The following is a 15,464-nucleotide window of genomic DNA, read 5'->3' as shown; positions in this document are numbered from 1 at the left end:
AAATCTTGCTCAACTTACTCTTCACTACATAATTGCTCGTCATGTTTTTTAGCAAATAACCAGGGAATTAAAACAAATAGAATGAGACCGCCAATTAGAAAACACTCAAAGAGAAAAACATTCTTTATAGGGATTTGTGCAGGGGGTATAAATCCAACAATCATAGCAGCTATGCAGCAGATAATTCCTATTCCAGAGATAAGTGACATCACCAGATTTCCACCAGGAATAGTATAGCCACGCGGCTGTTCAGGCCTGCTGTATCGCAATTTAATTGCTGCAGCAAACATCATGATGTATACCAACAATGCCATTTGAGCACTTAAATCGCTTAACACCCAGTACGCAGCATTAATTGAATCAAGTAAAATAAAGACTGTGCTTAATATAGAAAATATAACGCCTTGAGTGAGTAGTATTGCTACCGGCGAGCCGTATTTATTAACACGGGAAAACAGTGCAGGTAAGGAGCCATCGCGCGCGGATACAAGTAATCCTTTGGTTGGGCCTATTATCCAGGCTGAAACGCCACTGAGGCCTCCTAAAATAATTAATACGGCAATCACTGATGTCATCCACGGCATATTATAGGAATTAAAGAATACGGCATAGGCATCAACAAGACCAGAAACAACGCTTAAGCTATCGTTTGGTACTACAATAACAATAGCCAAAGAACCTAATGATAAGGTGGATATAATTAAAAGAGCTGAATAAAAAAGGGCTTTTGGATAGTCTCTTTGTGGGTTTTTTACTTCTTCAGCATGAACAGCAGACATTTCCATTCCTATAAGGCCAAATAAAACCGCTGAAAATAAAGACAAATTTCCTAAAGAACTAAAATCAGGTAGCCATGTTGTTGGGTAATTGACTGCTACAGGCCTATCCTGAAATATCCAAACAGTACCCAGAACAATAATCACTATCATAGGCAATAATGTGCCTATGGAGGCACCGATGATACTTACAATGCTGGATAGTTTCATGCCAAAACAATTTAAAAAAGTAAACACCCAAAACAAAGTAAGTGCTGTGCCCAATAAGTAAAATTTGTTATTTCCTAAATGAGGAGCGATTAAATAGGATAAAGTAGCGGCGATAAAAGCTAACATGGTTGGATACCACACTACATTATAGATCCATTGCAGCCAAATGGTGATAAATCCTGCTCGTTTCCCGAATGCTTCTCTAACCCAGACATAAATTCCTCCGGTATTAGGGTAGGCGGTAGCAAGCTCTGCGGCAACCAATGCTACTGGAATAAAAAAGGTAAGAGCTGCAAAAATATAATAAAAGACCAGGGAAAATCCAAGTTTTGCGCTGATAGGCAAGGTCCGTAAACTATCTACAGCAATGACGTTGATCATAACTAAAGAAAAAACGTTCAGAACCTTTTTTGAATGATTCATTATTTATCCTTTATGAGTGCAATAAACCCGGGTATTGAATGGGGTATAAATGGTATTATGATAATTTAACAGAGTAAAGAAAAGTTTGGCTGTATAGTTTAATTACTACTGAAGTTTTATATGTTGTTGGGTTTCTCTTGTTGTGAAACCCAACATTCTAATGCAGAAGGGCAGCAAAGTGCCCTATGATCAAGAACTTATTTTGCGTAATACATACTGAAGTATTCCGCCATTTTTATAATATTCAAGCTCGTCAGCAGTATCAATTCTACAAAGGGTTTCTATCTTTTCAACGTGCCCGTCTTGCCTTTCTATGCTTACAGGCACTATCGCGCCCGGGGTTAATTTATCAGAAATTTCAATACTGATGCGCTCGCTACCATCCAGCTTTAACGTTTTACGTGTAATGCCATCTTTAAATTGTAATGGCAATATACCCATGCCAATTAAATTGGAACGATGGATTCGTTCAAAGCTTTCAGTAATCACTGCTTTAACGCCAAGCAAATTAGTGCCTTTTGCTGCCCAATCGCGAGAAGAGCCTGTTCCATATTCTTTACCAGCGATGATAACCAAATCTTGATGATTTTCCTGATAACGCATGGCGGCATCATAAATCGACATGGTTTCTCCGGTAGGAACATAACGTGTGACACCACCTTCTTGTCCAGGCGTCATTTCATTACGAATGCGTATATTGGCAAAAGTGCCTCGCATCATTACTTCGTGGTTACCGCGGCGTGATCCATAGGAGTTAAAATCTTTCTCATCGACTCCTTTGGATTTTAAATATAACCCTGCTGGAGAGCTGGCTTTGATTGAGCCGGCAGGTGAAATATGATCCGTTGTAATTGAATCACCGAATAAGGCTAAAATATAAGCCTGTTTAATGGGTTTGATAGGTTCTGGTTTCAGACTTAAATTTTCAAAAAATGGGGGATGTTGAATGTAGGTAGAATCAAGATTCCATTCATAAGTTTGTCCTGAGCTTGTTTGAATGGCCTGCCAATGAGCATCACCTTTAAAGACTTCAGCATATTCTTTACGGAACATGGTACCGCTTACTTTGGCTACTTCAGCAGCAATTTCTTTATTAGATGGCCAGATGTCCTTAAGATAAACATCATTTCCATCTTTGTCTTTCCCAATTGGGTCTTTGCTTAAGTCACTGCAAGTTGTTCCGCATAAAGCATAAGCGACTACCAATGGGGGAGAGGCGAGCCAGTTGGCTCTGACTTGAGGATGAACACGTCCTTCAAAATTTCTATTGCCAGATAGAACGGATGAAACAACAAGATCATGCTCTGAAACACAGTGGGAAATATCATCAGGCAAAGGACCCGAGTTACCTATACAAGTGGTACAACCGTAGCCAACCAAATTAAAACCTAATTGATCCAGATAAGTTTGCAGGCCGGCATGTCTTAAATAGTCTGTAACTACTTTAGAACCAGGTGCCAAAGAAGACTTAACCCATGGTTTGCGTTGTAATCCTTTTTCGATCGCTTTTTTTGCTACCAGTCCTGCTGCCATCAGTACACTTGGATTAGAGGTGTTAGTACAGCTGGTTATTGCTGCTATGACTACATGACCATGTTTCATTTGAAAGTCTTTGTTTTTAACGGCAAAGGTTTTGTCTTTCTCTTTTTCTTTTCCAACTTCGATTAAAAAATTGTTAAATTCAATAGGCAATGAACTCAGATTTACTTTATCCTGGGGTCGTTTAGGGCCAGCCAGAGAGGGTTCAACGCTGTCTAAATCCAGATGTAAAGAGTCAGTAAACACTGGTTCTTCACTATCTTTGTCATACCACATGCCCTGCGCTTTAGCATAAGCTTCAACAAGGGCAATGGTATGCTTATCACGGCCAGTCAATTCCAAGTACTTAATTGTTTCCTTATCTACTGGAAAGAAGCCACATGTTGCGCCGTACTCAGGTGCCATATTGGAGATTGTGGCTCTATCTGCCAAAGGTAAATCATTAAGTCCAGGACCATAAAATTCGACAAATTTACCAACAACCCCTTTTTTTCGCAGCATTTGAGTGACGGTAAGAACCAAATCAGTCGCAGTAATGCCTTCTTTAAGTTTGCCTGATAATTTAAAGCCGATTACTTCGGGGATTAGCATGGATACTGGTTGTCCCAGCATGGCTGCTTCGGCCTCTATACCACCGACTCCCCAACCCAGGACACCTAGTCCATTAATCATAGTGGTGTGAGAGTCTGTACCAACCAAAGTATCCGGATAAGCATACAATTGGCCATCACTTTCGCTATTCCACACAGTTTTTCCTAAATACTCCAGGTTGACCTGATGACAAATTCCTGTTCCGGGTGGGACGACCTGAAAGTTAGAAAAAGCTTTTTGTCCCCAGCGTAAAAACTCATAGCGTTCTTTATTTCTTTCTATCTCGATTTTGGTATTCACTTCAAGGGCATCAGTTGAGGCGAATTTATCGACCATGACTGAATGGTCTATCACTAAATCGACAGGCGAAAGAGGAGAAATTTTATCTGCATTACCTCCCATTTTTACTATGGCAGTACGCATGGCGGCCAAATCTACAACTGCGGGAACACCAGTGAAGTCTTGCATTAACACTCTTGTTGGTCTAAACGCAATTTCATGCTGGGATGTTTTATTATGGAGCCAGTCAGCAATTGCTTTGATGTCTTTGGTCGTTACTGTATTGCCGTCTTCAAAGCGTAATAAATTCTCAAGCAATACTTTCAGGGAGTAAGGTAGGCGATTAATTCCTTTAAAATGTTTATTTTCAGCTTCTTTCAAACTGTAGTAATTATAGGTTTTTCCATCAACTGTTAACTGTGATTTTGTTGATAGACTGTCTTGACCCACTTTCATAAAGAACTCCCAAAATCATTATTATTAATAATCTTTAGAAATAATAGCTCAATTTTAGGAAGTTTTCATTCAGTATCAATAAAATCATGTTTTAATTAATGATACGGAGGGGTATGTTTTTTCATCAAACTCTTCAAATAGAATATCAGGATTAATAAGTTTTGCTCCTTCTACAAAAATCCTTTTTTCTTCTTCTTTTTTTCTTGTCGTATCTGGAGAGTCTGGAATTAGCAGGCAAAAACCACTTGGTAACAGCAGTGTCACAGCGAGTGATACCATAATAACACCAAGGAGGGGGTTAAAAATAAATGTTGGTATTGAACCAAAAAGCAACGTCAGACCGATGCCCACAGTTGCTTTAGCTACATTCTCTATAGTGGGATCTGGTTTAATTTTATCATGAACAGCAACAGGATAGTAAAATCCCTTTTGGTAATTATGTATTGCAGAGGATGTTCGTTCAGGTTGCTTTATACAAATGAGTAAGGTTTTCGCAAACTTTTCATACTGGATAAGTATCTGTTGTGTATTAAAGGTATTTGAAGCTTCCGATTCAAGCTCGTTTTGAAATTCGCTAACACGGAGAGTTAATAAATTCAAAAAATACGCCTTTTGTTTCATTTCCACATGATTTAACAATTTTTTTACTTGTTCAATCAAACCATCTATAGATTTCTTAGATTTATGGTGGCTGAATAAATAGTAATACATAATAAATTTCTCTTCCTGTAAAGCATGTCAAAAAACTAGCATTATTTTTTTAGGGGTTATAGTAGGTGTTAAGAGGTTTTACATGCATGCAATATTTTTTAACTATCCCTTAATTATTTTTTCAGTAAGCTTGCAGATGGTATGAGTTTTGCTATATGTTAATCATAACACAGGGAGTGTGACATGCTTGATCTGAAAAACCTTATACTCAATTCATCCATTTTCCCGGATACCTCGTCAACGGTTCAAAATGATCTAAAATCTGAGCAATTGATTGATATTCATGAGGATTCTGACAGCGACGGTGATTTATTAACTCCTGAATCTTTTATATTGCTGATGGCTGAAATTTTATCAACAAACAGTACAGATACAACATACGAATATGAACATCAAAATTCAGAAGGTAATAAAGTTTTGCCAAATCTGCAATTTAACGAGATAAAGGTTGACGAACACATTCAAGAACACAATGAGCAGTTGAAATCATCAGATAATCAATTGTGCTTCAGTACTGAATTACCTGATGTTAATGAAATAACAGGTAATCAATATACAGGGCAATTTGAATCGACAATAGAGAAAAATGTGGCTCTGACATGGATTAATTCTGAAAATTTCCAACCACCAATAATTAAACCTGAAAGCCAGACAAATGAAACTTACAAAATTTGGGACTCAGAAATAGCATCCATTGAATCTGGCAAACTGAAACTGGATTTTCCAAAAGCAGGTAATCAAGAGAATAATATTAACTCTTATCAAAAGGAGGCAACAAATCAATTGCAGAGTGATTTGTTGAAAAATCATCAATTAGTTAAAGAGGGGGATGCTTTCCCAACATTAGAAGAGATTAAAATGAATCTCGAACCTGGATCTGAGGTAATAAGATCGGGAATAGAGGTAGGTAAAGTGGGTTCTGAAATACCTGGTAATTCCTATCAAATGCCCCCCAAAGCTGGTTCAGATATTCACCCCCCAGTGGCTTCCAATAATTACGCGCCTAAAAATTTTACAATTCCAATTCATGTAAATCACTCGCAGTGGTCAAATCAATTATCCGAACATATTGTTTGGCTTGGTCATCAGGAAGTAAAAAGTGCCTTGATTAAAATTCATCCTGAGGAATTAGGGCCTTTGGAAATTAATGTAAACGTTGTAAAGGATAACGCATCTGTTAACATATCTACTCACAGTGTTTATGTAAAAGAAATTGTTGATCAAGCGCTTCCCAGATTAAGAGAGATGATGGCTCAACAAGGCATAAATTTATCTGAAGTGCATATTGGAACTGACACAAATTCCCGCCAATATTCTCAGAAAAATCATAATGTTGATATAGATCTTGTTCAATCAGCTGAAGATAAAAATAAAATCATCTCATTAACTAAGCATCTACCCAAAGGATTGGTTGACTACTTTGCTTAGTTTAACAAATCAATTGTTGGAAAGGAGTTTACGACAGTGTCCCATAATTATTTTCGTTACTGCCTGACGACAAAGGACAATAAGCTTTTTTGGCAAAAACCTTTGGCCTCAGAACGATTTGACAAGTTGATTGCTGATAGAAAATTTCAAAAATCAATAGCGCACAGCAGGAAAAATCAATTAACTTACAGCTTTATAGAGTCCAAAATTGCCTCAGATTATGCATTATTGATTGATACTAAATTAAGAGAGCAATTGAGGCAGTTTACTTTGGATGATTTTAGCGATATTTCAGGATTTGAAAGAAAAGAAAAATCAAATTTGAGGCAACAAAGTTATTTTAAGTTAAGACAGCAACTGGAATTTTTTCTTAAAAATGACATTCAACAGCATAAATCTTGTCCCGATTCTCGATTAAATGCTTTCAGGCGCTGGGTAAATATATCGGATTTACTATTAAGGCGTCATTGTTATGAAGGCTTTGTCTTGGTATTTGTTAATTTGCAATTAATTGCAGACAAGCAGTTAATCGATGGTTTGCCTGCAAGTGTAAGAAATAATTATAATCAGCTATGTCAACTAAGTTCACCAACAGGAAATCATAGTGCCTTACGGCATTTTATGAGCACACACCAAAGTGACAGTGATTTTACTCCTTTATTTTTTACCTACCATGCCATTGGAGCTTTGGATGAATCACTTGAATCTTTGAAAGACAAAGAGGTTCTTTTAAAAAAACAATTAAAACATCTGAATAAAAAACTTAATCATTTAAGAAGAGAGGTCACTCCAGAAGTGATTGATATCATTTATGAGTTTTTGAAAAACAAGCAACAAATACCGAAAAAAATGATGGAACGTAGAGGACATCTGATACAGCTGCTGGAAGAGGTTGGCTGTGTTGGAAAACAATTAAAACAAATACAAATTAATGTGCGAGACCAGCTTGAGCAACGTGCTAAATTGGTAGGATTGATAGCCAAAGAGCAAAAAACAACAAGAACGATACCAGACTATCTTGAAAAAACCTATAATATTATCCAGCACAGATTCAATAAGCAGTCTATTGCCACAGTCAAACTACCCAATCCTCTAGAGACAACAACGGAGAAAACTCCGAGTTCTTCATGTTTGTATAAAAATAAACTGCTTCCTCATTTTTGGAATAGACGTGGAAAAACTCCCTCCAGCTATTGGGAAGAGGTATTTACACCAAGTTGTTTAAACAATAGATAATTAAAAACAACGTTTGGCACAGCGAATCACTCGGCCACTCCATCGGTCTATTAGGCAGCTTTTCTGGCAACCATAGCCAATGTATCTCCATTTTGTCCAGTAAGCGTTTTTGTAATATACAGGGCCGCGCCAGTAGTAGTTACCAGGATAGCTGTGAATCCCGATGAAATAAGCAAGCTGAGTATTCCCGGAAAGATACTGAGCTGCATTAGTATTGGCGGCATTTATTACATTGCTAAATGATGCAGTAAGCAACAAAAGAAAAATTAAGTTAAGAATAGCTAATGATCTCAGGACATGAGCATTTATCGTTTTCATGATAAATTCCTTTTATCGCAGATAACATTCAAATTATAGATTAATAATATTGCAAATAGATTACTAAAAGCGCAATATTGTATTTTCTTTGCTAATGCAATTAACCAACATATAGAGGTTTCTGTTTGAGTATAAGTTGATTGCTATGTATTTGCATGAGGTATATACAAAGTATCAAGTCATGTGTGCAATATTATGTACAATATGTTAATATATTGCTACGCATGTGATTTAACAAAGATATTGAGGATTTAAAAAATTGCAATGTGCCATCGAGAGAAAAAATAGTTTACGTGACTTACAATCACACCCAAATCTTGGTGATTGGATGTTTATCTCCTCTTTAGGCAGCCAGGATTTTGATGAGAGTAAATTTTTCTCTCAAATTTCATTAGAATCACTATCTTTTATTATCAGAATAGCCAAATTTTCCGCTTATTTTGTTACGCTTTGTGAGAAAAGTGAATACGATGCGCTTTGGAAAAAACTCTACTCGATTTTTGGATTAGTTCTCACCAAAGATAAACTAGTACCTAAACCTTTTTTCACTCATGACGGTGGAGAAGTCAATCATTTTAATCTATTACGTGGTGCTTATTATTTTCACCTTTCCCAAAAAGCATTAGCAGCAAAAGAAAAATCCTTTTCTGATTTAGAACTCTACTGGTTAAATCAGGCTATGAAATTTGGGTCGATTCATGCAAGCCAGCGTTATATCCAATTTTTATATCAAAAATTAGATAAGGTTGTTTCCGCAGATGAAGCAGAACAAATTTTAGAGGAGGTAATTAAGCTTTGCAAGGCAAACCTAAATCAATATGGTAGTTATGCTTATATGATGCTGGCTGAAGCTTTTTTTCGTTATGCAATATGGGCACAACAAGCTGGTAATTTGAGTCGTGCTAAATCTGCAATGACCTCGTCAATTAACTCCTGTATGAAAGCTAATCAACACCTGGATGCCAGTGCTTTTTCCATTCATAATGCGAGTTTTGGGGAAGGATTGAAAGCAAGTAATTCACTTGCTATGGAAAGCCCAAAGGAAGCCATTGTATTTTTAAAGGCCTGGGCAGCCGCTCATCTTCATGAAAATGAAGTAGAATTAACTCCCCGTTCAGGTTTTCTTTAAATATCACCTACCATGGTTTTTTATCCATATCAAATAGCGTTGAGCCAGAGGATCCTTTCTCTGGTTGAGCCGAGGAAAAAAATCTTGCTGTCTGACTTACTGAGCTGGAATAAGAGTTTCCTAGTCTTTTAATCAGGGCGCTTTGGATAACAGACTCATAATTTGACGGCAGTAACGATACTGACTGTAAATCTTCTCTTGGTGTTGTGCGATACTTAAAGACGGGATAGTCACAGGATGTTTTGCCCCAAAGCATCATTAAGTCATTTTTCCAATTGAATAAACCACTCCCGGTTGCTGCTGGTGCAAACGGATTCAGCTCTATAACTACCATTACATAAATGCTTTTCCCAATTTCAATTTTATTTTCATTTGTTACCTCACCATGATATTGATGGATTGGAATTAAGGCTAAATCAACAATGTATTCACGAATACAATCTGCTGACTCGTCATTATCTTGTTCGCTTGAAAAATTTAAAAATTTTGCAACATCTGGATCCACTGACTTGAGAACATAATTTTCAAATTTTTTAATAACAGCTTTTTTGTCCTCTTCATCTAGAAAATTGAAACAATCTGCAGGATTTTTATCGAAATATAAAAAATGAAAATATTGTGATATCGCTGTGACAATACTTTCTTTACGATGACGTCTGGATACAAAAACTCTAAACTCATGGTCTGGACGAATATCATGCCATTCACGCAAAATAATGTTTGTTGTGCAATCGGATTGATCAACTGAACTAACTAGCGCAATTAAATCATTATAAACCCGGGGGCTTTGTGCTATTGTTTCGATTATTTTTTTACCATTTTTAATTTTCATTGATTTGAGCATTGAGGCAACAAATGACACCAATTGCTGATGTTTATTGTCATTTTCACTCCAATACACAAAGTCCTTGCTCATTATGGTAGCGGCTTCTTCAAAGAGATGCTTGGAATCCTTTGGGCTCCTGGTGGACAATCGCATGAAGACTTCTTTATTGTTAAATTCTGAAATGATGTTATTGAACATACTTTCCAATTTAGTGCTATCGTAGTCTGGAAGAATGTTACCCATTAAATACTGGATATCATTATAATTCAGTGTAATAAAGCGTGACTTGAACGTATGCTTTTTTAAATGAGGGTACCAGTTTTCTACAGAAAACTTGTTTACAGCGTCCCATCGTGTTGAACCTTTTGGATTATGTGCCTGTGTTGCAGGGAAATATAATGGATGTTCAGGATCCAGCCATGGAAAATCACTAAAGTCATGGTCTTCAACATAGTCACTGTCATCTATGAGATAAAAATCATCTTCAATCGCTTCATTTGGCGAAATAACTGGAGCAGAGATGCTTTTTTCATCTATTTTGTCTGATTGTAAAAGAGAGTCTATTTCATCGACAGTTTTCATGTTCCTTGCACTCCACCAAATGTTTTTTAAATTTAATCTTCATATCTTGATGCAATAAGAGAAAATTGAAACCCAATGGCATGTCCTATTAGCATACAATGTGATCAATTGATTCTAACACCTTCCATCATAATTGACAAACAGTTGCTCACTGTGAATTAAATTTATAATAAGGCAAGAAAGACATAAAAAATGAAATGATTAATGATTCAACTTAAACGCAATCATAATTACTCAGGTAACATTCACATAAATGGGGATAATACATCATTCTGTAGTTAATTTTACAGTCAATATATTGATGGTAGAGTGCAGGTAGTTTATTCTTAAAACTCGGCGAATTACTATTGAATATAAAAACCATTACCACCTATAAATAATTGTATTGAATTATAAATAATTGTATTGAATTGTTGCTATTTGACCTTAATTCCATCTTGCAATGGTTTTTTAAGATCGGCTTTATCTTCTTCACGCAGGTCTAACAAATCGGTTTTTATTTGTTTTTGTTTTAGTAAAGCTTCTTTATCCAGAGCACCTTGCTCAATCTCTTTTTTAGAAGCAAGCTCGTCCCCAGTGATATCTGGCACATCGAATAGATCGTCCTTCTCAATGGTCACAAAATCATCTATGGTATCATCGAACTTGACACATGGAAGAACCAGTTTTTGCAGCGATTCAGCACCTAAATTTTTAAGGTGAAATTGTATCAACATTCCTAAAGAGGCATCCATTAAACAATCAACTTGCTTTGCTAATTTATCATATTGAGATTCACTGATTTCATTTTTATTTTTGATATCATTTAAAATATCTATTAACAGCTCAACAGCTGTCAATTTTGCTGTTTTGCTGTAGCCAACAAAATTTAACATACTTTTTTCAGATTGTTGACTTCGTAATTTTGCATAATCTTCCAATGCAACAATAAATTCAGAAAGCTGCGTAGGTAATGTTTTACCTTCAGTCAAAGCGCTTTCGATATCAACAACCCCCAAATCTCTATATCTAATGCAATTTTCGATATCTTGCACGTGCCTGCTTGTTAAATAACTGTTAGAAGTAATATACCCAGAGCCCGGAATTTTTACTTCAGTACCTTGTGCTGTGGATGAAATAACCTCTTTAATTGTCCTGAAGGTATAAGAGCCGCAATTGCCTTCAGTGAGACGGTTTTGATGGTTATAGGCAACTCGAGTAAGTTTACCAGGAGTAAAATCAGTGCTCTTAACTGCTTTCTCGATGCTTTGGGCCAAAATTTCATCGCAAGTTGATCTATATTTACCTTTAAAGTAGGATGATAACGATTCAGAGTAGGTATCCCGTCCAATCGAATCATACACAGTGGGAGTGAATAGCTTACTTTTTGGATCGTAGCTAATAGTTAACAATACCTGGTGTTGAACTCCCTTGGTAATGTCAGTGGGCATTTCAACAAAGGGAATTATAAACGTTACAGGTTGAGTTGCCTTACTACAAAATTCACTAATGTCAGATAAACGTCGATTAAGTTTATCATTTAGCCATCCAGCGTCTGATTTTGCATCAACATTATACCCTGCAACATAATCTGAATCCGGGCTGAACAAAAAAATCTGTTGGTCATTTTTTTTACTCTGAAAACCATAAGCACCTTTTAATGGTTTTTCTTCCGATACACTTACATCATTACCAAGATAAAAGGCCGAACTTTTATCAAAGAATAAACTGTATAGTTTGTGCAAACGAGAAGAGTTCATCCCTTTATTCACTTCCCAGCTGGTTTCGGGATGATAAATATATGTGGTTTTGTCAGTTTCAGTATCGCCATGCAATTTTTCATCACGTTCAAGAAGATCAAATTCATCAGTGTCGTATTCCAGTTCTCCCAGATCTTCAAACTCATCCACTATTAATTTGTCTTTTCCAGTTAATTTGCTTTTCATTTCGATCTCTAAATTTTCATTCGCATATTAAAAGTTTAGCAAATGATTTTTAGGAAAAATGAAAAATAAGTCAAAAATTGAACAAAATAATTGTCATAGTAGTAGTAATTAGATACAGAGATAAGTAGGATAGATAAAAATTTGGCATAGGACACAGCGATGAATACGAAAGTTGTTTTAATTACAGGATGTTCCAGTGGGATAGGTTTTGATGCTGTTTTTGCTTTAAAAAAAAGAGGACATAGAGTGATTGCTTCCTGCAGAAAAACAGAGGATGTCCAAAAATTACTAAATAAAGGAGTTGAGGCTCTCTTGCTAGATGTCGGTAATCCTACTTCAATCCAAAGTGCATTCGCACAGTTGTTAATTATGACATCGGGTCATCTGGATGTATTGATTAATAATGCAGGATATGGCCAGGTAGGGGCTCTTGAGGACATTTCTCGTGATATTCTACGCCAACAATTTGAAACGAATGTATTTGGTCTACAAGATTTAACCAATTTGGTTATCCCTGTTATGCGGGAACAAGGCCAGGGACGTATAATCAATATCAGTTCAATACTTGGTGTTGTTAGCATGCCATTTCGAGGTGCTTATAATGCTTCCAAGTATGCATTGGAGGGATTAAGCGATACACTTAGATTGGAGTTGTCTGGTTCAGGTATTAAGGTCATAACAATAGAGCCCGGACCTATAAATAGTCGATTTCGTGATAACGCGGTGGATTTCTCTTTACAACAAATACCAATAGAAAAAAGTTATTTCAAGAATCAGTACAAGACTATGCTGAGTAATTTTAAGCAGAAGAAGGCAGACTCCTTATTTACCCGGAATACTGATGCGGTGATAAAAAAATTGGTTCATGCTGTGGAATCCAAGAAACCAAAACCCAAGTATCCAGTAACTTTTCCAGCTTATTTTTTAATTGGTTTAAAACGAATCCTTACCACCCGTTTATTAGATAAATTTATTTTGTTCTTATCCAGAAAGGAGCTCTCATAAAGAAGGTGACTGATATTTTTGTATATAAATACCCAATTTGATATTGACAATTAGCAACTACTGTACAGAACCCTCTTAAAAAGATACTATAACTATTATGAAACTTAAACACAGAGTAATTCATTACCTGATACTATGCAGCATGGTTTTGTTAATGGTAAAACCTGCACTGTTTCATAACAATAATCAACAAGCTCAGAGTAATGCACAATATATACATTCTATAACGGAATGCCCCCAGAGGACGGCATTGATGAATTCTTGCTTGTCCAATGTATATTACATTATTGCTGATGAGGAATTTCCTCTGAGTAATGTGTTGTCGTTACTGACATTTATTCTTTATTTTTTAGTTATTCAATCAAACTATAAATCACCGGTGTCCTCAATTTTTAAACCACCCATCTCCCACTAAAGTAAATTTATAATCTTTATCAGTAGACTTCTTGCAATCAAGCAAAACCGGCTGGCTATACAAGAGATTCAGCGTAGGTTGTTTGTTCTCTGGTGCAGGTATCTACGGTTGTTATTTATTACTTATTGGAATATTAAAATGAGAAAATTAATTGGCTCGATCAATATTTTATTACTGATTTTTTTTGCTCAGGTGGCGTGGCCTTATTCACCCGGTTTTGAAAGTTCTAACCCGGATACTGTAATGCATTTTATTACAGGAAATAGTGCTTTTGTTTATTTGAGTACGTTTTTCGGATTAGGTGTTTTGTTGGCTTTTACGCCTTGTGTTCTACCTATGGTTCCTATCTTATCTGGAATTATTGTAGGACAAAATTCTATTTCTACAGGAAGGGCTTTTAAGTTATCACTGAGTTATGTGACTGGAATGGCTGTCACCTATGCTGTAGCAGGCATGCTCGCTGGGTATATGGGAAGTACAATCCAGACTATAATGCAACGTCCCATAGTGATCGCTTTATTCAGTATTGTTTTTGTGACTATGGCTCTTTCAATGTTCGGCTTTTTTGAATTGAAACTTCCCGTAAACTTTGGAAATAGGTTAAACAAAAACAATCGATTAGGAACGCAGAGAAGTTATTTTTCTGTTGGAATGATGGGAGTTTTATCCACTTTAATTGTTTCACCTTGTGTTACCGCTCCTTTAATTGGGGTTTTAAGTTATATTGGTCAAAATGGCCAGATTATAATGGGTGGATTGATTTTATTTGTTATGGCATTGGGAATGGGTGTTCCTCTTCTGATTGTTGGGGCGGGTTATGGTACCTTACTTCCAAAAGCAGGTTCATGGATGCTTAAAATAAAACAATTGTTTGGTTTTATCATGCTGGGCATTGCAATATGGATGTTATCCCGTATCCTGAATCAGACCATTATACACATTTTATGGGCTGGATTACTCATTGTCGCCAGTATCACTTTAGGCACTTTGAAATCTCAAAACAATTGGCGTGGCTATTTGACTCAGGGATTAGGTTTTGTTGCATTGATTTCAGGAGGTATTATTTTGTATAACACAATAATACCTTCAATAAAAGTAAAGCAAGGATTTGTAGAAAATAATGCATTTATCAAAATTAATACCTTAAGCGATCTTCAACACCAATTGGAACAGGCTAAAAAAGCAAAAAAAGCAGTATTTCTTGATTTTTCGGCAGATTGGTGCAGTGATTGTCAGGAAATGGATGCTAATGTATTTAATCAACCAGAAATTCAAAAGGCTATGTCTGCCTGGGTTAACATTAAAGTGGATATAAGTAATAAGAATACCGAGGTTGATGCTATAAAAAAAGCGTTTGGTATTTATGGGACGCCAACGATGATATTTTTTAATACATCGGGAAAGCGAATCACTCAAATGACTTCAGTTGGATTGATTTCGCTATCAAAAATGCTTCAATTGCTTGAGCAAGCGCCCCATTTAACTTGAAAGCATAGGCCATTTGATACGAAATTTTCCTCTTAATAATTTGGGTACAGTTAGTATTTGACAAATCAATCAAATGCGAACTGTATCCAAAATATTGAAAAGAATGAATTTTGTTCTTTTGCTCTCA

General features: G+C 36.2%; 11 protein-coding genes. 5 read left to right on the top strand and 6 right to left on the bottom strand.

The window, feature by feature from the left end:
• Positions 1–14: 14 nt before the first annotated feature.
• The 3 genes from EL201_RS08680 to EL201_RS08670 all read right to left on the bottom strand — a co-directional run bounded on the left by EL201_RS08680 (position 15) and on the right by EL201_RS08670 (position 4,985).
• Entirely contained in the window at positions 15–1,409 is a 1,395-nt protein-coding gene (locus EL201_RS08680; protein WP_027221880.1) for an APC family permease, read from the bottom strand.
• Positions 1,410–1,598: 189 nt separating this feature from the next.
• On the bottom strand, positions 1,599–4,274 hold the full coding sequence (gene acnA / locus EL201_RS08675) for an aconitate hydratase AcnA (RefSeq protein ID WP_027221879.1): 2,676 nt from the start codon (positions 4,272–4,274) through the stop codon (positions 1,599–1,601).
• Positions 4,275–4,358: 84 nt separating this feature from the next.
• Positions 4,359–4,985, bottom strand: coding sequence for a lpg1689 family Dot/Icm T4SS effector (locus tag EL201_RS08670; RefSeq protein ID WP_027221878.1), 627 nt, complete (start codon positions 4,983–4,985; stop codon positions 4,359–4,361).
• A 183-nt stretch (positions 4,986–5,168) separates the two neighbouring features.
• Between EL201_RS08670 and EL201_RS08665 the strand changes: the two genes are divergently transcribed.
• Together EL201_RS08665 and EL201_RS08660 are read left to right on the top strand one after the other, a co-directional pair.
• Positions 5,169–6,413, top strand: a complete 1,245-nt coding sequence (locus EL201_RS08665; RefSeq protein WP_027221877.1) for a flagellar hook-length control protein FliK — start codon at positions 5,169–5,171, stop codon at positions 6,411–6,413.
• Between the two features lie 36 nt (positions 6,414–6,449).
• Complete coding sequence (locus EL201_RS08660; protein ID WP_027221876.1) at positions 6,450–7,649, top strand: hypothetical protein; 1,200 nt, start codon at positions 6,450–6,452, stop codon at positions 7,647–7,649.
• On the opposite strand, the gene EL201_RS08655 is transcribed toward EL201_RS08660, so the two are convergent.
• Positions 7,650–7,967, bottom strand: coding sequence for a hypothetical protein (locus EL201_RS08655; protein ID WP_027221875.1), 318 nt, complete (start codon positions 7,965–7,967; stop codon positions 7,650–7,652).
• Positions 7,968–8,226: 259 nt separating this feature from the next.
• Here EL201_RS08655 and EL201_RS08650 point away from each other — a divergent pair, with 259 nt between their 5' ends.
• Positions 8,227–9,096 (top strand): DUF5630 domain-containing protein, encoded by an 870-nt coding sequence (locus EL201_RS08650; RefSeq protein WP_027221874.1) that lies wholly within the window; start codon positions 8,227–8,229, stop codon positions 9,094–9,096.
• Between the two features lie 7 nt (positions 9,097–9,103).
• Here the strand turns inward: EL201_RS08650 and EL201_RS08645 are convergent, their stop codons facing one another.
• Together EL201_RS08645 and EL201_RS08640 are read right to left on the bottom strand one after the other, a co-directional pair.
• Positions 9,104–10,504, bottom strand: coding sequence for a cell division cycle protein 123 family protein (locus tag EL201_RS08645; protein ID WP_027221873.1), 1,401 nt, complete (start codon positions 10,502–10,504; stop codon positions 9,104–9,106).
• A gap of 416 nt (positions 10,505–10,920) precedes the next feature.
• Complete coding sequence (locus EL201_RS08640) at positions 10,921–12,429, bottom strand: hypothetical protein (RefSeq protein WP_027221872.1); 1,509 nt, start codon at positions 12,427–12,429, stop codon at positions 10,921–10,923.
• A gap of 159 nt (positions 12,430–12,588) precedes the next feature.
• On the opposite strand from EL201_RS08640, the gene EL201_RS08635 reads away from it, so the two are divergent.
• Together EL201_RS08635 and dsbD are read left to right on the top strand one after the other, a co-directional pair.
• The gene (locus EL201_RS08635; protein WP_027221871.1) at positions 12,589–13,434 is read left to right on the top strand and encodes an SDR family NAD(P)-dependent oxidoreductase; all 846 of its coding nucleotides are present in this window, start codon (positions 12,589–12,591) and stop codon (positions 13,432–13,434) included.
• Between the two features lie 553 nt (positions 13,435–13,987).
• Positions 13,988–15,337, top strand: coding sequence for a protein-disulfide reductase DsbD (gene dsbD, locus EL201_RS08625; protein ID WP_027221869.1), 1,350 nt, complete (start codon positions 13,988–13,990; stop codon positions 15,335–15,337).
• The last annotated feature ends 127 nt before the right edge of the window (positions 15,338–15,464 follow it).

The organism is Legionella pneumophila subsp. pascullei (genome assembly GCF_900637585.1).
In the GTDB taxonomy this organism is placed as follows: Bacteria; Pseudomonadota; Gammaproteobacteria; order Legionellales; family Legionellaceae; genus Legionella; species Legionella pascullei.
The sequence above is the reverse complement of the archived record's forward strand: the minus strand, read 5'-3'. Positions and strand labels throughout refer to the sequence as shown.